21 protein-coding genes are annotated in these 21,094 nt (G+C 72.4%); 10 read left to right on the top strand and 11 right to left on the bottom strand.

Annotated elements, in window-relative coordinates; all coding sequences use genetic code 11:
* Positions 1–93 precede the first annotated feature (93 nt).
* From ACWC94_RS26945 to zapE, 11 genes are all read right to left on the bottom strand, one after another.
* Positions 94–849, bottom strand: a complete 756-nt coding sequence (locus ACWC94_RS26945; RefSeq protein WP_450799636.1) for a peptidyl-tRNA hydrolase — start codon at positions 847–849, stop codon at positions 94–96.
* Between the two features lie 342 nt (positions 850–1,191).
* Positions 1,192–1,374 carry a hypothetical protein gene (locus ACWC94_RS26940; RefSeq protein WP_450799635.1) on the bottom strand — a complete coding sequence of 61 codons (183 nt, stop codon included), beginning with the start codon at positions 1,372–1,374 and terminating at the stop codon, positions 1,192–1,194.
* 18 nt (positions 1,375–1,392) lie between these two features.
* Entirely contained in the window at positions 1,393–2,247 is an 855-nt protein-coding gene (locus ACWC94_RS26935) for a polysaccharide deacetylase family protein (RefSeq protein WP_450799634.1), read from the bottom strand.
* Positions 2,248–2,354: 107 nt separating this feature from the next.
* Positions 2,355–3,878 carry an FAD-dependent oxidoreductase gene (locus tag ACWC94_RS26930; protein WP_450799633.1) on the bottom strand — a complete coding sequence of 508 codons (1,524 nt, stop codon included), beginning with the start codon at positions 3,876–3,878 and terminating at the stop codon, positions 2,355–2,357.
* A 190-nt stretch (positions 3,879–4,068) separates the two neighbouring features.
* Entirely contained in the window at positions 4,069–4,359 is a 291-nt protein-coding gene (locus tag ACWC94_RS26925; protein ID WP_450799632.1) for a hypothetical protein, read from the bottom strand.
* Positions 4,360–4,511: 152 nt separating this feature from the next.
* Entirely contained in the window at positions 4,512–5,366 is an 855-nt protein-coding gene (locus ACWC94_RS26920; RefSeq protein ID WP_450799631.1) for a PPK2 family polyphosphate kinase, read from the bottom strand.
* 55 nt (positions 5,367–5,421) lie between these two features.
* Complete coding sequence (locus tag ACWC94_RS26915; protein WP_450799630.1) at positions 5,422–6,225, bottom strand: slipin family protein; 804 nt, start codon at positions 6,223–6,225, stop codon at positions 5,422–5,424.
* A 142-nt stretch (positions 6,226–6,367) separates the two neighbouring features.
* Positions 6,368–7,843 (bottom strand): SulP family inorganic anion transporter, encoded by a 1,476-nt coding sequence (locus tag ACWC94_RS26910; protein ID WP_450799629.1) that lies wholly within the window; start codon positions 7,841–7,843, stop codon positions 6,368–6,370.
* An 8-nt stretch (positions 7,844–7,851) separates the two neighbouring features.
* A complete protein-coding gene (locus tag ACWC94_RS26905; RefSeq protein ID WP_450799628.1) occupies positions 7,852–8,430 on the bottom strand; it encodes a carbonic anhydrase in 579 nt (192 codons plus the stop codon).
* A gap of 88 nt (positions 8,431–8,518) precedes the next feature.
* Positions 8,519–8,914: a hypothetical protein gene (locus ACWC94_RS26900; RefSeq protein WP_450799627.1), complete on the bottom strand. Its 396-nt coding sequence runs from the start codon at positions 8,912–8,914 to the stop codon at positions 8,519–8,521.
* Between the two features lie 165 nt (positions 8,915–9,079).
* Positions 9,080–10,183: a cell division protein ZapE gene (zapE, locus tag ACWC94_RS26895; RefSeq protein ID WP_450799626.1), complete on the bottom strand. Its 1,104-nt coding sequence runs from the start codon at positions 10,181–10,183 to the stop codon at positions 9,080–9,082.
* A gap of 37 nt (positions 10,184–10,220) precedes the next feature.
* On the opposite strand from zapE, the gene ACWC94_RS26890 reads away from it, so the two are divergent.
* From ACWC94_RS26890 to ACWC94_RS26845, 10 genes are all read left to right on the top strand, one after another.
* On the top strand, positions 10,221–11,090 hold the full coding sequence (locus tag ACWC94_RS26890) for a pyrimidine reductase family protein (protein ID WP_450799625.1): 870 nt from the start codon (positions 10,221–10,223) through the stop codon (positions 11,088–11,090).
* A gap of 129 nt (positions 11,091–11,219) precedes the next feature.
* Entirely contained in the window at positions 11,220–11,693 is a 474-nt protein-coding gene (locus tag ACWC94_RS26885; protein ID WP_450799624.1) for an indole-3-glycerol phosphate synthase, read from the top strand.
* A 234-nt stretch (positions 11,694–11,927) separates the two neighbouring features.
* Positions 11,928–13,316, top strand: coding sequence for a UDP-N-acetylmuramate--L-alanine ligase (murC, locus tag ACWC94_RS26880; protein WP_450799623.1), 1,389 nt, complete (start codon positions 11,928–11,930; stop codon positions 13,314–13,316).
* A 14-nt stretch (positions 13,317–13,330) separates the two neighbouring features.
* Positions 13,331–13,738 carry a peptide-methionine (R)-S-oxide reductase MsrB gene (gene msrB / locus ACWC94_RS26875; RefSeq protein ID WP_450799622.1) on the top strand — a complete coding sequence of 136 codons (408 nt, stop codon included), beginning with the start codon at positions 13,331–13,333 and terminating at the stop codon, positions 13,736–13,738.
* Positions 13,739–14,316: 578 nt separating this feature from the next.
* On the top strand, positions 14,317–15,675 hold the full coding sequence (locus ACWC94_RS26870; protein ID WP_450799621.1) for a PP2C family protein-serine/threonine phosphatase: 1,359 nt from the start codon (positions 14,317–14,319) through the stop codon (positions 15,673–15,675).
* A gap of 231 nt (positions 15,676–15,906) precedes the next feature.
* Positions 15,907–17,037: an ABC transporter ATP-binding protein gene (locus ACWC94_RS26865; RefSeq protein ID WP_450799620.1), complete on the top strand. Its 1,131-nt coding sequence runs from the start codon at positions 15,907–15,909 to the stop codon at positions 17,035–17,037.
* On the top strand, positions 17,034–17,687 hold the full coding sequence (locus ACWC94_RS26860; protein WP_450799619.1) for an ABC transporter permease: 654 nt from the start codon (positions 17,034–17,036) through the stop codon (positions 17,685–17,687). Before ACWC94_RS26865 ends, ACWC94_RS26860 begins: the two co-directional genes overlap by 4 nt.
* On the top strand, positions 17,684–18,352 hold the full coding sequence (locus ACWC94_RS26855) for an ABC transporter permease (protein ID WP_450799618.1): 669 nt from the start codon (positions 17,684–17,686) through the stop codon (positions 18,350–18,352). Before ACWC94_RS26860 ends, ACWC94_RS26855 begins: the two co-directional genes overlap by 4 nt.
* Before the next feature lie 125 nt (positions 18,353–18,477).
* A complete protein-coding gene (locus ACWC94_RS26850) occupies positions 18,478–19,437 on the top strand; it encodes an ABC transporter substrate-binding protein (protein ID WP_450799617.1) in 960 nt (319 codons plus the stop codon).
* Between the two features lie 160 nt (positions 19,438–19,597).
* The gene (locus ACWC94_RS26845; RefSeq protein WP_450799616.1) at positions 19,598–20,989 is read left to right on the top strand and encodes an MFS transporter; all 1,392 of its coding nucleotides are present in this window, start codon (positions 19,598–19,600) and stop codon (positions 20,987–20,989) included.
* Positions 20,990–21,094: the final 105 nt, after the last annotated feature.

The following is a 21,094-nucleotide window of genomic DNA, read 5'->3' as shown; positions in this document are numbered from 1 at the left end:
CGGCCACCGGCTCCGAACCTCCTCCGAACCCGGTTCAGAGCAACATTTGAGGTTCGGCCCCGGGCCGCCCGGGGTCCGGCGGAGCGGCCCCGGCTAACGCAGCGCGGGGTGGTCGGCGACGACCGTGCAGCTGCCCGGGGCGATCTCCGTGAAGCCGGCATCCCTGACCACCGGCAGCCCGCCGCCGGTCAGCCGGGGCCAGTCGGCGGGGTCCGCCGCGCGGACGGACAGGGCGAAGCCCGCGTCCCGCCAGGCGGTGCGCTCGGCCTCGGGCAGCGCCCACCAGGCCAGCTGGGCGCCGTGCCCGGCCTGGGCCATCGCCTTCCCGGCCGACATCTCCAGCCGCGGGTTCAGCCACAGCACGGGCTGTGCCGGGTCGGCCCCGAGGGGCGGCTCGGGGTCGTCCAGCTCGGTGCCGGACACCTGGAGCTTCGCCAGGTCCTTGGGCCAGCCGTCGAGCGGGATCGGCGGGAAGACGCGCACCTGCGCGGACTTGCCGGTCACCGTGATCCCGGGCAGCGCCTCGGCCCGCCGCCACTCGGCACCCCTGGCCCGCCGGACGACCTTGCGGATCCGCGCGTCCTCCCAGTTCCGCACGGCCTCGGCCCACTCGCCGCCGCCGTGTGCCCGCTCGTCGCCGAGCAGGACGAGGACCGCCCGGGCGGCCGTCTCCAGCGCATCGGTACGAGCGGGCGGCGCACTCCGCTCGATCCGCACGACGAGCGGCAGCACGAACTGCGGCGCCTCGTCACGAGGACTGCGCTCGGCCTGGAAGGGACTGGCTCCGGGGGACGGCGGACTCTGGCTCACAGCAGCCAACCCTAAGGGGCGCTGTGCGGCGTCTGGCATGCGGTGACCGCGCGAGCACCGCGGACAAGGCCGCCGCCGGTTTCTGCCCTGCGAACCGGAGCCGCCGCCGGGCGGGGACCGGACCGGCCACGGCGGCGCGGGCCGAGCGGATCACCGCCGGCGGTGCCGCGGTGCCGCCGGACCACGACCGGCGCCGGCCGGGGCACCGGACGGGACGCACACCGTGCTCGACGGCGCTCTCCGGTCAACGACGGCAGCCCACCGACCGGACCGCTCACCGGCCGGACCGCTCACCGACAGGGCTGCTCACCGGCCGGGCTGCTCACCGGCCGGGCTGCTCACCGACGTCACCGGGGACCGGCCGGCCCGGCGGCACTCCGGTCACCCTGAGCAGGCGGTGCGCTGCGCCTCCTGCCACGCGCACCGGGGGCACAGCGTGATGCCCTTGTACGACTCCGGGTACTCCGTCGGCTCCCGGCACAGCACGCACTCGGCATACGGCGGACCGTCGGCCTCGGGCGGCTCGGCGGCGTCGACGATCGTGCAGTGGTCCTCGTCGCTCATGCCTCCAGCGTAGGAGGGTCACCGATGGCCGGACGTCTCGCCGATCAGCTCGGAGACCTTCACGAACCGGTAGCCGCGCTTGCGCAGTTCCGGTACGACCGCGCGGACGACCCGCTCGGTGGTCGGGGCGGCACTGCGGGTGCAGTGCATGACGACCACCGAGCCGGGTTTCACCCCGTCCAGCACCTGCCGGGTGACGGCGTCGGCGTCCGTGGCGAACGCGTCTCCGCTCACCACGTCCCACTGCACCGCGGTCACCCCGAGCCCGCTCAGCGCGCGCAGCGCCCGCTGGTCGTAACAGCCGCCGGGGAAGCGGAAGTAGGGCAGCGCGTGCGGCACGCCCGCCTTGTGCAGGGAGGCGTACGCCCGCTCCACGTCCGAGCGCATCTTGCCGGCGTCGACGGTGGGCAGGCCGTAGCAGTCGCTGGTGAAGGCGTAGTGGCTGTAGGAGTGGTTGGCGACCTCGAACTGCGGGTCGTGGCCGAGGCTGCGGGCCTCGGTCGGGTACTCGTCGGCCCAGCGGCCGGTCATGAAGATCGTCGCCGGCACCTTCAGCGAGTGCAGGGTGCTGATGAGATCCGGGTTGTCGAAGTGCTCGCCGGCCGCCGCGCGCGGCCCCTCGTCGGCGGTCATGTCGGCGTCGAAGGTCAGCGCGACGGTCTTGCCCAGGGTGCGTGGACCGTGCTCGAAGACCGGGGTCAGCCCGCCGGGGCCCGGGGTCAGCACGGGCGGACGCGAGGCGGACGGGGAGGCGGGGACGGGGGACTCGGCCGGGGCCCGGCGGGCGCTGCCCGCCGGGTCCGCGGTACCGCAGGCGGCGAGGGCCGCGCCCAGGGCACAGACGGTGGTGATACGGCGTAGTTGTGGGATCACGGTATGAAAATATGACTAACTGACGACTTGTGTGATTATTTGTCCTGCGGTGGGGTGACGGGGTCCCCCGCGCGGCGGGCGACTTGGGCGCGGTCCCCGAGGTGACCTCAGAGGTCCCGCTGCTCCAGCGGCCGGACCGCCGGGCCCTGCAGCACCGTGCCGTCGACGGCGAAGCGGGAACCGTGGCAGGGGCATTCCCAGGCGCGTTCGGCCCGGTTGAAGGAGACCAGACAGCCGAGGTGGGTACAGCGGGCCGAGACCGCGTGCAGCGCGCCCTCCTCGTCCCGGTGCACCGCGAGCCGGCCGCCGTCCGCCCGGACCACCGCCCCGTCGCCGGGGGCCAGGTCGTCCACCGAGCCGGGAGGTTTCAGCCGGTCGCCGACGAAGTGCCGGGCCACCTCCGCCTGGGTCCTCAGCAGCGACGGCGCCTCGCGCACCACCGACTTCAGCCGCCGTGGGTCGTACAGCTCGCGCCAGGCGCAGTCCCGGCCGGTGATCAGCGCCGTCAGCAGCCGTCCGGCCATGATCCCGCCGCTCAGCCCCCAGCCGCCGAAGCCGGTGGCGACCCAGGTGTGCCGGGCGCCCGGGTGGAAGGGTCCGACCAGCGGCACGGTGTCGGTGGAGTCGTTGTCCTGGGTCGCCCAGGCGTGGTCCAGGGCCACCCCGGGGAAGTGCTCCTCGGCCCAGCCGGCGAGCTTCTCGAAGCCGGCCCGCACATCGCCGGTGCCGGGCGTGAAGTGCTCCCCGGTGACGACGAGGAAGCGCCGCCCGTCCGTGCCGTACGGGGCGGTGCGCACCGAGCGGGTGTTCTCCTCCGGCGTGATGTACATGCCCTCCGGGTCCGGGCCCTCGCCCAGCGGACCCGCCACGACCAGCTCGCGGCGCGGGGAGAGCCGGGCGAACAGCAGGGCCCGGTCGAACACCGGGTAGTGGGTGGCGATGACGACGTCCCGGGCGGTGACCGTGTGGCCCGACCCGGTCGTCACACGGCAGGGCTCCCCGCCCTCCTGCAGCCCGACGACCCGTGTCCCCTCGTACAGCAGGCCACCGCGCGCGACGAGATCGTCGGTGATCGCCCGCAGGTACCTGACCGGGTGGAACTGCGCCTGCCCGGTCACCCGGACCGCGCCCGCCACCGGGAACGGCAGCCCGGTCTCGGTGGTGAACGCGGCCGGCAGCCCCGCGTCCCGCGCCGCCTGGGCCTCCGCCCGCAGCTCGTCCACGCGGGCCCGGTCCCGCACATACGTGTACGCGTCCCGGGTCTCCCACTCGCAGTCGATGGCCAACTCGGCCACCAGCGCCGCCGCGTGCTCGATCGCCTCCGACTGGGAGCGGGCGTACAGCCGTGCCCCCTCGGGGCCGCGGGTGCGGCGCAGCCGGTCGTAGACCAGGGTGTGCTGGGCCGTCAGCTTGGCGGTGGTGTAGCCGGTGACCCCGGCCGCCGCCCGTCCGGCCTCCAGTACCGCCACCCGCAATCCGGCCCGGATCAGTTCGTGGGCGGTGCTCAGTCCGGCGATGCCCGCGCCGACGACGGCCACGTCGACGTCCAGGTTCTCGGCCAGGCCGGGTCGGGGCGGCGCCGGTGCGGTCCGGAGCCAGTACGAGTCGGTGACCTGCCGTTGCTCCTGCATGGCCGCCGGGTACCCACCCGTGGCGCCTTCAGCGGCGCTCCCGAACGGCGTGAGGGCGTGGTGACCGCACACGCACCTGCGCGTGAGGTCACCACGCCCGTCCCCTGCCGGCGGTGGGCGGCGGGCCGGCCCACCGGATGTCCGGCCCGCCGCCGCTTGCGCCGTCAGGGAGTTCTGAGCCGGCCTTGCGTCAGGCCTTGTTGCTGCAGCCCATGGTCGAGCCGATGTGGGTCGCCTGGGCGCCCGGGTCGCCTTCGCCGTTGAGCGCGTTGCCCAGCAGGCCGTTGAGGATGCCGACCTCGCCGAGCACGTCGACGTTCAGGTCGTGGTCCTTGCAGTTGGAGCTCTGCATGACGTGCCACCCCCCTTTGTCGTGGTCGTCCCCGTGTTCGTGGTCGTCGGCGAAGGCCGTGCCGGCCGTGACGAGCCCGACGGTGCTGAGGGCCGCGACGAGCACGGCAGCCCTGCGAAGTCTGTGCATGTCATCTCCATGACGTGAGTGTGGATGCGGTCTGCAACGGGGCGACCTCTTACAGTCACGGAGATTATGTGAAAATAGCCCAAAGTGGACAGCGGCGCGCCGGGTTTCTGATCAGGAACCCGCCTCTTGGGCCTGAGCGGAGACGAGAGACCTCAGGCGCCCTTCAGCAGCCGTTCCCGGCATTCCGCCACGTCGAAGTCGCCCTTCGGATAGTGCGGGTCCACCTCCCGCAGGTGCTCCAGCAGCAGGCGGCTGATCGCCCAGTTCCGGTACCACTTGCGGTCCGCCGGAACGAGGTACCAGGGCGCGTACGGCGCCGAGCAGCGCTCCAGGGCCAGTTCGTACGCCTCCTGGTAGGCGGGCCACAGGGTGCGCTCGTCGATGTCGCTGGGATCGAACTTCCAGTGCTTGTCCGGGCGGTCCAGGCGGCGCAGCAGCCGGCGCCGCTGCTCCTCGTAGGACACGTGCAGGAAGCACTTGACCAGCGTCACTCCGTCCTCGGCGAGGGAGCGCTCGAAGTCGTTGATGAGGCCGTAACGGCTGCCGATCTCGGCGGGCCGGGCCAGATGCCGTACACGGGCGATGAGGACGTCCTCGTAGTGCGAGCGGTCGAAGATGCCGATCTCGCCCGGCCGGGGCAGGGCCGCGCGCACCCGCCACAGGAAGTCGTGCCGCCGTTCCTCCTCGGTGGGCGCCTTGAACGCCTGGATCCGGCAGCCGGAGGGGTTGAGATGACCGATGACGTGCTTGACCGTGCCGCCCTTGCCGCTGGTGTCCATCCCCTGGAGCACCAGCAGCACCCGCCGCCGGTCCCCCGCCGTGCCCGCCGCCCACAGCCGTTCCTGAAGGTTCGCCAGGCGCTTGCCCATACGAGCACTGTCGGAGAGCCCGGCCCGCTTCCCGCCCGGGCCGCCGGGAGTGGCCCGGGCGTCGTACCCGGCCAGCACCACCGGTTCGCCGGGCGGAAGGCGCAACAACTCCCTGAGATCCTTCGCGCTTTCCTTCACCAGGGCATGGTGCGCCCGAGCCCGCCCACTCCGCCAGCGGTGGCGCCCTCGAAGATCAGCCGGAGCGGACCGCTCCGTCACCGCTCGACGCGACCTGTTGCTGGTTGCCCCGCTCCAGGAAGTGCAGCAGTTCCACCGGGATGGGCAGGACCAGTGTGGAGTTCTTCTCGGCCGACACCGCCATCACCGTCTGCAGCAGCCGCAGCTGGAGTGCGGCGGGTGTGTCGGCCATCTGCTGGGCGGCCTCGGCCAGCTTCTTGGAGGCCTGGTACTCGGCGTCCGCGTTGATGATCCGGGCGCGGCGTTCCCGGTCGGCCTCGGCCTGGCGGGCCATGGACCGCTTCATCGTGTCCGGCAGCGACACGTCCTTGATCTCCACCCGGTCGACCTGGACGCCCCAGCCGACGGCCGGGCTGTCGATCATCAGCTCCAGGCCCTGGTTGAGTTTCTCGCGGTTGGAGAGCAGATCGTCCAGGTCGCTCTTGCCGATGATCGACCTGAGGGACGTCTGGGCCATCTGCGAGACCGCGAACTTGTAGTCCTCCACCTTCACCAGCGCGCTCTCCGGGTCGACCACCCGGAAGTAGACGACCGCGTCCACGCGGACGGTGACGTTGTCGCGGGTGATGCCCTCCTGGGCGGGGATCGGCAACGTCACGATCTGCATGTTGACCTTCTGCAGCCGGTCCACGACAGGGATGATCAGGGTCAGGCCCGGCGGCCGTGCGTCACCCGCGACGCGCCCGAGCCGGAACAGCACGCCCCGTTCGTACTGCTTGACCACGCGGGCCGCCATCGCCAGGTACACCACGGCGGCACCGCCGGCCGCGGCGATCGCTCCCAGCAGATCCTGGAGCATGATGACCTCCTCGCACAGAGGTCCGTTCTGTCTGTTGCTGCAACGATATGCCCGCGCCCGGCCGCGAGGCCACGGCTGGATTGGGCCGGTGCCCGGCCGGCCGGGTCGCCTGGGGCTCGCTTCCCGGCCGGCCGGCGGTCGCCTACGCGGCAGTCGTCATCCGCACCGGCTCCGTGCCCGCCGCACTGTGCCGTTCCGCCCAGTTCCCCAGGGCCGTACGGCAGGCGTGGTCCAGGTGGTGCAGGCCGGACAGGTCGAGGCGGACCGGGCGGTCCTGGGGCAGGGACTCCAGGCTGTCCAGGATCTTGGGCAGCCGCAGGAAGGTCGCGTTGCCGGACAGATACGCGTCGACCGGACCCGCTCCCTTGTCGACGACCTCCAGCTTGACGTGCGAGGACTCCCAGGCGGTCTTGACCACGGCCAGCGCGAGACCGATCAGCACACCCTCGAACATGCTGACCGCCACGATCGAGACCGCCGTGACGGACAGGATCAGCGCCTCGCCCCGGTGTTCGCGCCACAGCCCGGCCAGCGCCCGGACCGGGACCAGCTTGGCGCCGGAGTGGACCAGGATGCCCGCGAGCGCCGGGATCGGGATGTACGCGAGCACGCCGGGCAGCAGCGCGGCGAACAGCAGCAGCCACACGCCGTGCAGGACCCGGGAGGCCTTGGTACGGGCCCCCGCCTGGACGTTGGCCGCGCTGCGCACGATCACCGCGGTCATCGGCAGCGCGCCCAGCAGCCCGCACACCGTGTTGCCGGCGCCCTGGGCGACCAGTTCCTTGTCGTACCCGGTGCGCGGCCCGGAGTGCAGCCGATCCACGGCCGCCGCGCTGAACAGTGACTCGGCGGACGCGATCAGCGTGAAGGCGACGACCGTGCCGAGCATCCCGACGCCCGCCAGTCCGCCGAACGCGCTGAGCGGCGGCGGCTGGACCGCGCCCAGCAGGCCCTGCACCTCGACCGTGGCCACCGGCAGGTCCAGTGCGAACACGGCCACCGTGGCGAGGCCGACCGCGGCCAGCGGACCGGGCAGCGTCCGCACCCCGGCCGGGACGTGCTTCCACAGCAGCAGTACGGCGATCGTGCCCGCGCACACCGCGAGCGAGGCCAGCGCCCTGCCGTCTTGGAGGGCGTCCCGGAACGCCCCGGGCAGTCCGGCGATCTTGCCCAGTCCGGAGTCGGGGGCCTTGGCCGCCAGCGCCGGGTACAACTGCCCGGCGATGAGCACGAGCCCGATGCCGGCCAGCATGCCCTCGACGACGGAGACCGAGATGGCGCGGAAGTAGCGGCCCAGCCTCAGCAGGCCCATGCCGACCTGGAGGAGACCGGTGGCGAGCACGAGCGCGCCGAGTGCCGGCAGGCCGAACTCCTTGACCGCCTCGAAGACGAGCACGGTCATGCCGGCCGCCGGGCCCGACACCTGCAGGCTGCTGCCGCGCATCAGCCCGGTGACGAGGCCGCCCACGATGCCGGTGACCAGGCCGAGTTCGGCCGGGACCCCGGAGGCGACGGCCACGCCCACGCACAACGGCAGCGCGACCAGGAAGACGACGAGGGAGGCGGCGAAGTCCTGCCGCAGATAAGGGAACCGGGATATCAGGTTCTTGCTGGTCATCGGCGCGCTCACAGGGACTCGAAGGTGTCGGAGTGCGGGCGGTGCGTCCGTACGGTGCCGGTGTGCACCTCGTAGTACCAGGCGTGCAGCTCCAGTTGACCCGCCGCGAGCTTGCGCGCGACGCACGGGTACGAGCGCAGCCTCAGCAGCTGGGTCAGGACGTGGGCCTGGACGCCCTCGGCGACCTCGGGATCCTCGGCCGCGCCGGCCGGGCGCGGGGTGGCGTGCGCGAGCCAGTCGCGCACGGCGGGTACGGCGGTCAGGTCGTCACCGCGCACCAGCGCGCCGACGGCGCCGCAGTGCGAGTGCCCGCAGACCACGATGTCGCGGACGCCGAGCACTTCCACGGCGTACTCGATGGTGGCCGCCTCGCTGGTGGGGTGCTGCGAGGTGTGGGGTGGCACGATGTTGCCCGCGGTGCGCAGCTCGAACAGCTCGCCGGGGCGGGCGCCCGTGATCAGGGCCGGGACGACCCGGGAATCGGAGCAGGTGATGAACAGCACCTGCGGGGACTGGCCCTCGGCGAGTCGGGCGAACTCCTCAGGGCGCTGTCCGAAGGTACGGGCGTTGTCGATGAGGGGCTGCATAGGTGTGAGTTCCTCCTGGCGCGCCTGCGCGGGCGCGTCGGACTTGAACGACTTTGTGTGTGGGGGAGGTGCGGAGAGCGAACGCCGGTCAGCAGCGGAAGACCTGAAGCTCTGCCGGGGTGTGGGCTGCGGAGGTTCTCGCGGCGCGGTGGTACGGCGCGCCGGGTGCGTCCGGGGCTTCGGCACCGGACGCACGGCCGGATATCAGCGCGGGCTGCTGGCCCCGGCCGGAGGCCGAGCCACGGTGCCGGTCGCGCAGGTGCGGGGTGCTCGCGGGTGCACCCGAGCGGTGGGAGGTGCGGACCGAGTCCTTCTCCTCGTGCACCGGCGCCCCGGAGGACGGAATTCCGGACTGGGCCTTGGCCTGTGCCTGACTGTGCGTATGCGCGGGTGCGAAGGTTCCCGTCGGAGCGAAGAGCTGGAGGGCGAGCAGGAGTGCGGCGAGAAGGGCGAAGCGTGTCCGGGTCGTCGTACCTCGGAACATGCGCCCCCCTTCCCTCGCGTCGCGCCCCTTGTCCAGACCAAGTCTTGGTCAATGGATGGTCAAGAAGCACATTAACCCTGCAAAGGCCTTTGCAGGGTTAACAGCGCGTTACGAACTCAAGAGAGCGTGAAAAGTGCCGGTCGCGTGGCGTGATCTGGCTCTTGACTACGAGCCGACGAGCCCCTTCGCGTCGCGGGCCAGCGCGGTGAGCCGGGAGATCGCGCGGAAGTACTTCTTGCGGTAGCCGCCGTTCAGCATCTCCTCGCTGAACAGCTTGTCGAACGGCAGCCCCGAGGCCAGCACCGGGACCTCGCGGTCGTAGAGCCGGTCGGCGAGCACCACGAGCCGCAGCGCGGTCGACTGGTCCGGCACCGGCCGCACGTCGGTGAGGCACACCGCCCGCACGTCGTCGGTCAGCGCGCCGTACCGGCTCGGGTGCACCTTGGCCAGGTGCTCCAGCAGATGCGGGAAGTCGTCGAGCGAGGCGCCCGCGGTGGCGTAGGCCGCCTTCGTCACCTCTTCGTCGGTGAACGGCTTCGGCGCCTCGGGCAGCCCGCGGTGGCGGTAGTCCTCGCCGTCGATGCGCAGGGCGCGGAAGTGGGCGGACAGGCCCTGGATCTCGCGCAGGAAGTCGGCGGCGGCGAACCGGCCCTCGCCGAGCTTGCCCGGCAGCGTGTTGGAGGTGGCGGCCAGCGCCACGCCCGCCTCGACCAGCTTGCCGAGCAGTGTCGACACGAGGACCGTGTCGCCCGGGTCGTCCAGTTCGAACTCGTCGATGCACAGCAGGCGGTGGCCGGAGAGGGTCTGCACGGTCTGCTGGAAGCCGAGGGCGCCGACCAGGTTCGTCAGCTCCACGAAGGTGCCGAACGCCTTGAGGGAGGGCTCGGCGGGGGTGGCGTGCCACAGGGAGGCGAGCAGATGGGTCTTGCCGACGCCGTAGCCGCCGTCCAGGTAGACGCCGCGCGGGCCGGCCGGCACCTTGGGTGCCTTGGCCCTGCCCAGGCCGAAGAGGCGGCGCCGGCCGGCGCCGGAGGCGTGCGCCCCGCCGAGCCCGGCCGCGAAGCCCTCGAGTATCCGCACCGCCTCGGTCTGGCTGGGCTGGTTCGGGTCCGGTATGTACGTCGAGAAGCGGACCGAGTCGAAGCGCGGCGGCGGCACCATCTCGGCGACCAGCCGGTCCGCGGGGACGTGCGGCTCACGGGTGCACAGGGACAGGGGGCCCGCGTCGGTCAGAGGGCTGGATCCGGGGGCGGTGGTGGAGGACGACACGGTTATCCATGCTAAGCGCCGTGTCACACTGCACGACATGCGACGCCTGTTCCCTGTGACCGACGAAACAGCAGCCCAGGCCTTCGGCGCGACGAGCGAGGGCGAGGGGGTGAGGCGGGCGACCGGGGCCGGTGCGGCCGAGGTGCCCGGAGTGCACGCCGGCAGTGCGCTCGTCGACCGTGAGTGGAGCCTCGCCGAGCTGGCCGCCGCCTACGCCTACCCGGAGCCCGTGCCGGGCGCCCCGCGGCCGTGGCTGCGGGCCAACATGGTCTCCTCGCTCGACGGCGCCGCGCAGCACGAGGGGCGCTCCCAGCCCATCTCCAGCGCCGCCGACATGCGCATCTTCGGCACGCTGCGGGCGCTCGCGGACGTGATCGTGGTGGGCGCGGAAACGGTACGGCAGGAGGGGTACCGCCCCGCACGCGCGCGTGCCGAGTTCGCCGATGCCCGGAAGGCCGCCGGACAGGGCCCGGCGCCGGTGATCGCGGTCGTCAGCGCGAGCCTGGAGCTGGACTTCTCCCTCCCGCTGTTCACCTCGCCCCTGGTGCCCACGTTGATCCTGACCGGGGCCGCGGCCGCCCCCGACCGGGTCGCCGCCGCCGAGAAGTCCGGCGCCAGGGTGCTGGTGGCCGGTGAGGGCGCGGGCGTCGAGCCCGCGCGCGCCGTCGCCGCGCTGGCCGGTCTCGGTCACACCCGGCTGCTCACCGAGGGCGGGCCCCGGCTGCTCGGCCAGCTGATCGCCGACGAGGTGCTGGACGAGCTGTGCCTGACCGTGTCGCCCATGCTCACCGCGGGCGACGCGCAGCGCATCGCCGGGGGGCCGTCGGTCGCGGTGCCGCACCGGTTCGAACTCGCGTCCCTGCTCGAGGAGGCCGGATTCCTGTTCGGTCGTTACCGTCGGTCCTGAATCGGCGGAATATACCGTTCCGTTTAACTTCCGGCGGGCAGACTTAGTCCGGCACACCCCGTGCGATCTCGGGGCAGGATGGTTTCCGCAGGGGCCTTGCCGGGGCCCACGGAGGAGAAGAGGCGTTCGGTGTTCACAAGCATCCTGATGATCGAGAAGGCCTTGACGTCCGCCGACGTGGAGTTCGTCACCACCCTGCACGGAGACGAGCCGGTCGCGTTCCACGTGCTCCTCCAGCCGCGCGGGGACCAGGCGGACCGCCTGCTGCGGGCCATCGACGACATCGCGCTTGGCGAACTGGACGAGGCGGTGCGTGAGGGGGACACCCCCGAGGGGGAGGATGCCAGGAGTGTCGGACAGCGGGCGCTGGACGTCTCCGTACAGGCCCTGCGGGCGGCCGGGAGCGACGCGGAGGGCCGGCTGGTCGAGGACCACCCGCTGGACGCCCTGAAGTCCCTCGTCGCCGAGGTGGACGCCGACGAGGTGATCGTGCTCACCGACCCCCACTACGTGGAGGAGTTCTTCCACCGGGACTGGGCTTCCCGGGCCCGGCACAAGGTGGGGGTGCCGGTGCTGAAGCTGTTCTCGCACAGCAAGGCATAGGCGCTCCGCTGGTTCGGCCGAGGAGCGCCGTGGGGTGCGGTGCGTTCGTGGGTGTGGGTGTGGGTGTGGGTGCGGGTGCGTTGTTGTTGCTCGCGCCCGCGCGGCGGAGCCGCATGTCGGACAGAGCCCCGCGCCCCCGAGGCCGGCGCCCTTGCCCCTCGCTGCGAGGAGCCCGGTGCTTGAGCGCATAGGCTAGGGCCCGCTCTCGTACGCACCGTCTCTGGGGAGAACCACATGGCACCCGGCCTTCCTACCGCCATGGACCGACCGCACTTCATCGGCATCGGCGGCGCCGGGATGTCGGGGATCGCCAAGATCCTCGCGCAGCGCGGGGCCGAGGTCGCCGGGAGTGACGCCAAGGAGTCGGCGACCGCCGAGGCGCTGCGGGCGCTCGGGGTCACCGTGCACATCGGGCACGCCGCGGAGCACCTCGCCGACGACGCGAGCTGTGTCGTGGTGTCGTCGGCGATCCGCCAGGACAACCCCGAGCTGGCCCGCGCGGCCGAGCGGGGCATCCCGGTGGTGCACCGCTCCGACGCGCTCGCCGCGCTGATGGAGGGGCTGCGCCCGATCGCGGTGGCCGGTACCCACGGGAAGACGACGACCACCTCGATGCTGGCCGTCTCCCTCACCGAGCTGGGCCTGAAGCCGTCGTACGCCATCGGCGGCGACCTCGACGCCCCCGGCTCCAACGCGCTGCACGGCGACGGTGACATCTTCGTCGCCGAGGCCGACGAATCGGACCGCAGCTTCCACAAGTACGCGCCCGAGGTCGCCATCGTCCTCAACGTCGAGCTCGACCACCACGCCAACTACGCCTCGATGGACGAGATCTACGAGTCCTTCGAGACCTTCGCCGCGAAGATCGTCCCCGGCGGCACGCTGGTGATCTCCGCCGACCACGAGGGTGCGCGGGAGCTGACCCGGCGACTGGCCGGGACGGTGCGGACGGTGACCTACGGCGAGGCCGAGGACGCCGACGTGCGGGTGACCGCCGTCGTACCGCAGGGGCTGAAGAGCCGGGTCACCGTGCTGCTGGACGGCCAGGAACTGACCTTCACGGTCTCGGTGCCGGGGCGGCACTACGCCCTCAACGCCGTCGCCGCGCTCACCGCCGGTGCCGCGCTCGGCATCCCGGCCGACGGGCTGGCGTCCGCGCTGGCCGCCTACACCGGGGTCAAGCGGCGCCTGCAGCTCAAGGGCGAGGCCGCCGGGACGCAGGTGATCGACTCCTACGCCCACCACCCCACCGAGATGACCGCCGACCTGGAGGCCATGCGCGCCGCCGCCGGCGACTCCCGGATCCTCGTCGTCTTCCAGCCGCACCTGTTCTCCCGCACCCAGGAGCTGGGCAAGGAGATGGGCCAGGCCCTCGCCCTCGCCGACGCCTCCGTCGTGCTGGACATCTACCCGGCCCGCGAGGACCCGATCCCGGGCGTGACCAGCGAACTGATCATCGAGGCCGCGCGCGCCGCCGGAGCCGAGGTCACCGCCGTGCACGACAAGGCCGAGAGCCCCGCGGTGATCGCGGGAATGGCGAAGCCCGGTGATCTCGTTCTCACCATGGGCGCGGGCGACGTGACCGACCTGGGCCCGCTGATCCTGGACCGCCTGTCGCAGTAAAGGGGCTGAGGCTCATGTCGTACGACGTCGAGAAGCCGGACGAGCAGTGGCGCGCGGAGTTGAACCCGGCCGAGTACGCCGTGCTGCGGCAGGCCGCCACCGAGCCGGCCTTCACCGGTGAGTACACCGACACCAAGACCAAGGGTGTCTACTCCTGCCGGGCCTGCGGTGCCGAACTGTTCACCTCGGACACGAAGTTCGCGTCGCACTGCGGCTGGCCGTCCTTCTACGACCCGAAGGACACCGACGCCGTGGAACTGGTCGAGGACCGCTCCCACGGAATGGTCCGCACCGAGGTGCGCTGTGCCCGCTGCGGCTCCCACCTCGGGCACGTCTTCGAGGGCGAGGGGTATGCGACCCCGACCGACCAGCGGTACTGCATCAACTCCATCTCCCTGCGGCTGACGCCCGCCGAGGACTGACCCGCCGGCCGACCACTGGGGTTTCGATCAATCGCCAACCTGAATCTTGCAAAAGACGTGCTCGATGGGGCGCGTTCGGTCGAAGATGAACGCCGTCGGACAGGGGAGCGGGAGGGACGGCGGAGCGTGGGTACGGACGACCACGACGATCCGGGCACCGGCCGGCCCGCTCCGCGCCCGCGGTCACGCGGCGCGTACGGCCCGCTGCGCACCGGGAACGCCGCGTGGAGTGCGGCGCCCGGACCGTCCGGCGACCGCGCCCGCGGGGCGGTGCGCCGGTCCCTCGGGGAGGGCCGGGGGCCGGTGTGCGCGCTCGCCGGTCGACGGCCCGGTCCCCTCGCGTCGGCCCGACGGTGCCCGTCCACCGCCTCTGCCGCGGCGCACCGCCGCCCCTGTCCCGCGGCCCTGATCGTCGCGGGTGGCTCCCGGGCACGTCGCGGGTGGCCCCCGAGCGCTTCGTCCCGCCCGTCCCGACCGCATCGCAGGCGCACCGAGCGCACGGGGCCGCCGAGGGCGGTGGTGACGACGAGGCTGGTGCCCGAGTCGCTCCGGTTTGAGATTCTGTGAGGGTGTTGGGTGTGGCGCGCTGGATCCAGTCCCGTCGCAGGCCTCAGCCCGCCGACGGCGACCGCCACCGGGAAGACGGTGGCGGCCAGGAGGGAGCCGCGCCGCCCGCGCCGGCCGACGACTCCGCGGAATCAGCGGAATCAGCGGATGCCGAGGGGGGCGCTAAGGGCGTGGCGGTCGGCGACGTCATGGAGACCGGTGTGCGGCTGGGCGTGCTGCGGGAGGCGCTCGCCGGGATCGGCACGACCCTCGACGAGGCGACGACCTGCGCCGAGCTGACCCGGGTCGCCGTACGGCTGGCCGGCGGAACGGCCGCCGTGATGCGCCTGACCGGTCGGACCGTCTCCGGGTACGAGGCGGTCACCGGGGACGCCGACGCGCTGCCCGGCGCCGGCTGGGCCGCCGCGGTGACCCGCGAGGCGGCCGTACCGGCGCTCGGCGCGCAGCCGGAGCCATGGCTGGAGCACGCGGGCGGCAACCGGATCGCCCTGTGCGCGCCGCTGATCAGCGGGGAGGACGTGTACGGCGTCCTGGTGTGGGCCCGCTCCGGGCCGCCGCCCCTGAGCCAGGCGGAGGCCGAGCTGCTCGGCCTGCTCGCCGAGCGCGCCGCCTCCCACATCCGCCACGCGCGCGACTACGAGAGCGTCAACCGCACCGCCGGCGACCTGCAACGCGCCCTGCTCTCCGAGCCCGGCCGCCCCCACCCCAACCTCGACATCGCCATCCGCTATCTCCCGGCCGGCGGCGGCGTCCTGGTCGGCGGCGACTGGTGCGAGACCGTACGGCTGCACTTCGGGCGGACCCTGCTGGTCGTCGGCGACGTCATGGGGCACGGCCTGGAGGCCGCCGTCGACATGAACGCCTACCGCTCCTCCCTGCGCTACATCGCCTCCGCCGACCTGCCTCCGCACCGGGTGCTGCGGCAGATGGACGACATCGCCTCCCGGGAGGCGGAGCTGCGGCCCGCCACCTGCCTGCTGGCCCGGGTCGACCCGGGGCGCGGGCAGGTCACGCTGGCCAGCGCCGGGCATCTGCCGCCCGTGCTCATCACCTCCGGCGGCGAGGCCTCGATCGTGCCGGTCCCGGTCGGACCACCGCTGGGGACCGGGCTCGGCGGCTACGAGTCCACCACCCAGCGGCTGGAACCGGGCCAGACCCTAGTGCTGTTCACCGACGGGCTCGTGGAACGCCGGGGGGAGGACATCGACCGCTCGCTGGCCCGGCTGTCCGCCGTCCGCTTCCCCGTCGGGGACGGGCTCGACGACGTACTGGACACCATCCTCGGCCGGCTGGACGCGCGGCACGCGGAGGACGACGTCGCCGCGCTCGCCTGCCGGCCGCACAGCCGACAGGGCGGCGTCTCGCCGTAGGGATCGCGGGAGGCCTGCCCGGCCGTCCGCACGGCGTCAATCGCGCCGTTCCCCGCCCCCCTGCAGGGCGTCGGACGGGCCGGCGTGGGCCGCCGCCCGCGGCGGCCCGGTCACTCGCCGCCAAAACGCTGAAACACTCGCGGTCTAGACTCTTCCCGCAACGGCCTGCGCAACGACGACCGTGGCCGCAAGCGGGCGGAAATCCGCCAAACCCGAAGGGCATTCGGCGTTTTGATACGGATAGATTCAGTCACCAAGCGGTATCCGGACGGCACGGTCGCGGTCGACCGGCTGTCGCTGGAGATACCGGACCGCGCGATCACCGTCCTCGTCGGGCCCTCCGGCTGCGGCAAGACGACGACCCTGCGGATGATCAACCGGATGGTGGAGCCCACCGAGGGCAGCATCCTCCTCGACGGCACGGACATCCGGCAGCAGCCGGTCAACACCCTGCGCCGGTCGATGGGTTACGTCATCCAGAACGCCGGCCTCTTCCAGCACCGCACCATCCTGGACAACATCGCCACGGTGCCCCGCCTCCTCGGCCAGACCAGACACAAGGCCCGGGAACGGGCGGCCGAGCTGATGGAGCGGGTGGGGCTCGACACCTCGCTCGCCAAGCGGTACCCGTACCAGCTCTCCGGCGGCCAGCAGCAGCGCGTCGGTGTCGCCCGGGCGCTCGCCGCCGATCCGCCGGTGCTGCTGATGGACGAGCCGTTCTCCGCCGTCGACCCCGTGGTGCGCAAGGGGCTGCAGGACGAACTGCTGCGCATCCAGGAGGAGCTGGGCAAGACCATCGTCTTCGTCACCCATGACATCGACGAGGCGATCAAGCTCGGCACGATGGTCGCCGTACTGCGCACCGGCGGGCGGCTCGCCCAGTTCGCACCGCCCGCCGAACTGCTCAGCGCGCCCGCCGACTCCTTCGTGGAGGACTTCCTCGGCGCCGATCGCGGCATCCGCCGCCTGTCCTTCTTCCCCTCCGCCGGCCTGGAGTTGCAGACGTCGCCGGTCGTCGCGATCGACGCCGACGCCGCGCGGCTCGCCTCCCGCGCCGACGCCCCCTACCTCCTCGTCACCGACCCCGACGGCAGGCCGCTCGGCTGGAGCGAACCGGACCGGCTCACCGCCGGCGCCATCGACCGGGAGCAACTCATTGACCACGGGCGCCCGTTCGTGCCCGGCACGGACTCCCTGCGCACGGCGCTCGACGGGGCGGTGCTCTCACCGACCGGCTGGGCCGTCGCGGTGGACGGCGACGGACGCGCCGTCGGCGTCGTGTCCCAGCAGGTCATCGGCGAGGCCATCCGCGCCGCGCACAGCCGGGTGGCGCACGGGGCAGGGGTGAAGGCCGCACGATGAACGGCTTCTTCGACCTCCCGAGCGACCTCCAGCACAGCTACCTCGGACTCGTCGGCCTGCATCTGCGCGAGGCACTGATCCCGGTACTGGCCGGCCTGATCGTCTCGCTGCCCGTCGCCCAGGTGTGCGTGCGCTTCCGCTGGATCTACCCGCCCGTCCTCGGGATCACCACCGTCCTCTACGCCATCCCGTCCCTGGCGTTCTTCGTCGTGCTCATCGACTACTTCGGGCAGAGCGAGACGACGGTGATGATCCCGCTCGCGCTCTACAGTCTGGTGGTGCTCGTCCCCGCGATCGTGGACGGGGTCCGCTCGGTACCGCAGGAGACCCTGGCCGCCGCCGAGGCCATGGGTCTCGGCCCGGTACGCCGCTACTTCCAGGTGCAGTTGCCCATCGCCGTACCAGCGATCATCGCGGGCCTCAGGGTGGCGACCGTGTCGAGCATCTCCCTCGTCAGCGTCGGCATGCTCATCGGCAACCAGGGCGCCCTCGGCAACATGCTCTACGACGCCCAGACCTACCACCGGCCCGCCCTGGCCGTGAACTCCGTCCTGACCATCGCCGTGCTCGGCATCCTCGCCGACGCCGTGCTGGTCCTGGTCCGCGTCCTGCTCACCCCCTGGATGCCGCGGAAGGGAGCCGCCCGGTGAACGTCCTCGACTTCGCCCGCGCCTTCTTCAGTGACAGCGCCCACTGGCACGGCTACGACGGCATCCCCACCCGGTTCGCCGAACACCTCAGGTTCTCGCTGGAAGCCCTGCTGATCGCCGCCGCGATCGCACTGCCCGTCGGGCTGCTCACCGGACACCACGGACGCGGCGGCAACGCCCTCGCCCTGATCGCCACGGCGGGCCGGGCCCTGCCCAGCTTCGGTCTCCTGGTCCTGATGTTCCTCTGGATCGGCTTCGGTCTGCTGCCGGTGATGATCCCGCTGGTCGTGCTCGCCGTACCGCCGATCCTGGTCACCACCTACGAGGCGATCCGTTCCGTCGACCCCTCGCCGGTGGACGCCGCCCGGGGCATGGGCATGTCCGAGGCACGGGTGCTGTTCCAGGTGGAGGTGCCGGTCGCGCTCCCGCTGATCCTCAGCGGCCTGCGCACGGCGGCCATCCAGATCGTCTCCACCGCCACCATCGCCGCCTACGTCAGCCTCGGCGGCCTCGGCCGGTACATCATCGACGGCCTCTACCAGAAGAACTACGAGAAGGTCGTCGGCGGCGCCACGCTGGTCGCCGGACTCGCCCTGGCCACCCTCGTGGTGTTCTGGGCCGTGTCCCGGCTCACGGTGTCACCGGGGGTGCGCAGGAGCGGCTGACGCCCACGACCCGGTGCCCGGGGGCCCGCACCAGACCACCCCCCGGCACAACTGACCGCCGATCGAGGCCAATCAGTGATCTGCGGCCCTTGACTGGGCGAGAACCGGCTGGATTGGATCGGTGCGTGACTTCCACCAACCGCATCAGCAGGCCCATCCGGAGGAACCGAGGCGCGGCGGTGGTCGCCCTCGCGGCGGCGACGGCTCTGCTGGCGGGCTGTTCCTCCAACGGCACGTCCGGCAACCCCCTGTCGGACGACAGCAAGCCGAGCGGCGGCACCGTCGTCGTCGGCTCCAACAACTTCCCCGAGAGCACCCTGCTCGCCGACATCTACGGCGAGGCCCTCAAGGCCAAGGGCGTCAAGGTCTCGTACAAGCCGAACATCGGCAGCCGCGAGACCACCTACGGGCTGATCAAGAACGGCTCCCTCTCGGTGCTGCCCGAGTACAACGGCGCGCTGCTGGCCTACCTCGACAAGAACGCGAAGCCGAAGACGGCCGACGCCACCACGACGGCCATCGAGGCCAAGCTGGACTCCGGGCTGACCCTGCTGAAGCCCGCGGCGGCGCAGTCCAAGGACTCCGTCACGGTGAACGCGGCCACCGCGAAGAAGTACCACCTCACCGGGACGTCGTCCATCGCCGACCTGAAGGACATCGCGAAGGACCTGGTCATCGGCGCCTCGCCGGAGTTCCAGGCCCGCCAGCAGGGCCTCGTGGGCCTGAAGTCCGTCTACGGCCTCGAGTTCAAGTCGTTCCGGGCGCTGGACGCGGGCGGCCCGCTCACCCAGGCGGCGCTGAAGAAGGACGCCGTACAGGCCGCGGACATCTTCACCACCGACGCGACCATCTCCAAGGAGAAGTTCGTCGTCCTGCAGGACCCGAAGAACCTGTTCGGCTTCGAGAACGTCCAGCCGCTCGTCCGCAAGGGCGCCCTGCCCAAGAAGGGCGTCGACGCGCTCAACGCGGTCTCGGCCAAGCTCGACACCGCGACCCTGCTCGACCTCGACACGCAGGTGCAGGTCCAGAACAAGGACCCGCTGGACGTGGCCAGGGCCTGGCTGCGCTCCGCCGGCCTCGTCTGACGCCCGGTCCCGCGTCTTCCTGTGGGATTTCCTCAGGATTGGTGGTGCTGATGGAAGAAATCCGCAAGCGCGCCGCTCCCGTTGGAGTCCGCCTCCCGTGATCTCCCACCCTCGCTACGGGGCCGGTCGCCGGTCCCGTAGCGAGCGTGAGAGGAACTCCATGATCACGGAAAGCGTGGCTGCCGCCACTCCCTACCGCAGGCGCTGGCCCGGCCTGGCCGCCCTGCTGCTCGGCGAGGCGATGAACCTGCTGGACGCCACCGTCGTACAGGTGGCCGCCCCGGCCGTCCATGCCGACCTGGGCGGGCCGGTCTCGGACGTGCAGTGGTTCGGCGCCGCCTACACCCTGCCGTTCGCCGTGCTGCTGATCACCGGCGGGCGGCTCGGGGACATCGCGGGCCGGCGCCGGATGTTCGTCCTCGGCGTCACGCTGTTCACGGCGGCGTCCGCCGCCTGCGCCCTGGCACCGTCGCCGGGGCTGCTCATCGCCTTCCGGGCCGTACAGGGCGCCGCGGCGGCGCTGATCATTCCGCAGACCATCGGCCTGATCAAGGCGATGTTCTCGGGGGAGGAGACGGCGAAGGCGCTGGGCAGCATCGGACCGGTGATGGGCCTCGCCGCCGTCTGCGGGCCCGTCGTCGGCGGTGTGCTGACGCACGCCGACCTGTTCGGCTCGTCCTGGCGGTCCGCGTTCGTCGTGAACGTGCCGGTGGCCGCGGTGGTGCTGGCCCTCGCCCGGAACCTGCCGGAGAACCGCGCCCCGCACCGTCCGGCCCTCGACTGGCCCGGCACCGCCCTGGCGGCGCTCGGCACCGGACTCCTGGTGTACCCGCTGATCGGCGGCGACCTCAGTCAACTCGCCGTCAGCGACTGGCTGTTGCTCGGTGCCGGACTCCTCGTGCTCACCGGCTTCGCCCGGCACCAGCGGCGCACGGCCCGTCCCCTGGTGGAGCCCAGCCTGTTCACCCACCGCGGCTTCCCCGCCGCTCTGGTCGCCTCCACCGCCTTCTTCGCGGTGACCAACGGGCTGACCGTCGTGGTCGTCCTCCAGCTCCAACTGGACGCCGGCACGGGTGTCCTGGCGTCCGGCCTGAGCCTACTGCCGTGGTCCGCGGGGCTCGCCCTCGCCTCCTGGTGGGCCGGCTCAAGACTGGTACGGCGGTACGGGCACCGGGTCATGCCGTACGGGCTCGGGGTGCTGCTGGCCGGACTGCTCGCCGCCGTGGCCGCGTACCGGACGACCACGCCGGGGCACTACCCGGTCGCGCTGCTGCCCGCCCTCGCCCTCGTCGGCCTGGGTGCCGGCCTGTTCACACCCGCCTTCTTCACCCTCGCCCTGCGACCCCTGCGCCCGCACGAGGTCGGCTCGGCGGCCGGGCTGCTCAACGCGGTGCAGCAGCTGGGGGCGACACTGGGGGTGGCGGTGCTGGGAAGCGTGTACCTGGCCGGGAAGGGGCTCGGCGCATCGCAGGCGGCTTGCTGGGCGGCGGTGGTACTGCTGGCCGTGGCCTGGGCGGCGAGCGGCAGGGTCGGGACGGGCGAGGGCGCCTAGGGCCTGTCGTCACATTCCCGTCTGCCCGGCGGCGCCATGCACGCTCCCCCACTGCCTCAAGGGCGTGGGAGGTGCCCCCACTCGCCGCACCGGGCGCGGACCCGA

The sequence above is a fragment of the Streptomyces sp. NPDC001135 genome, assembly GCF_053598395.1.
Note: the sequence above shows the minus strand (reverse complement) of the source record. Positions and strands in the feature narration are given on the sequence as shown.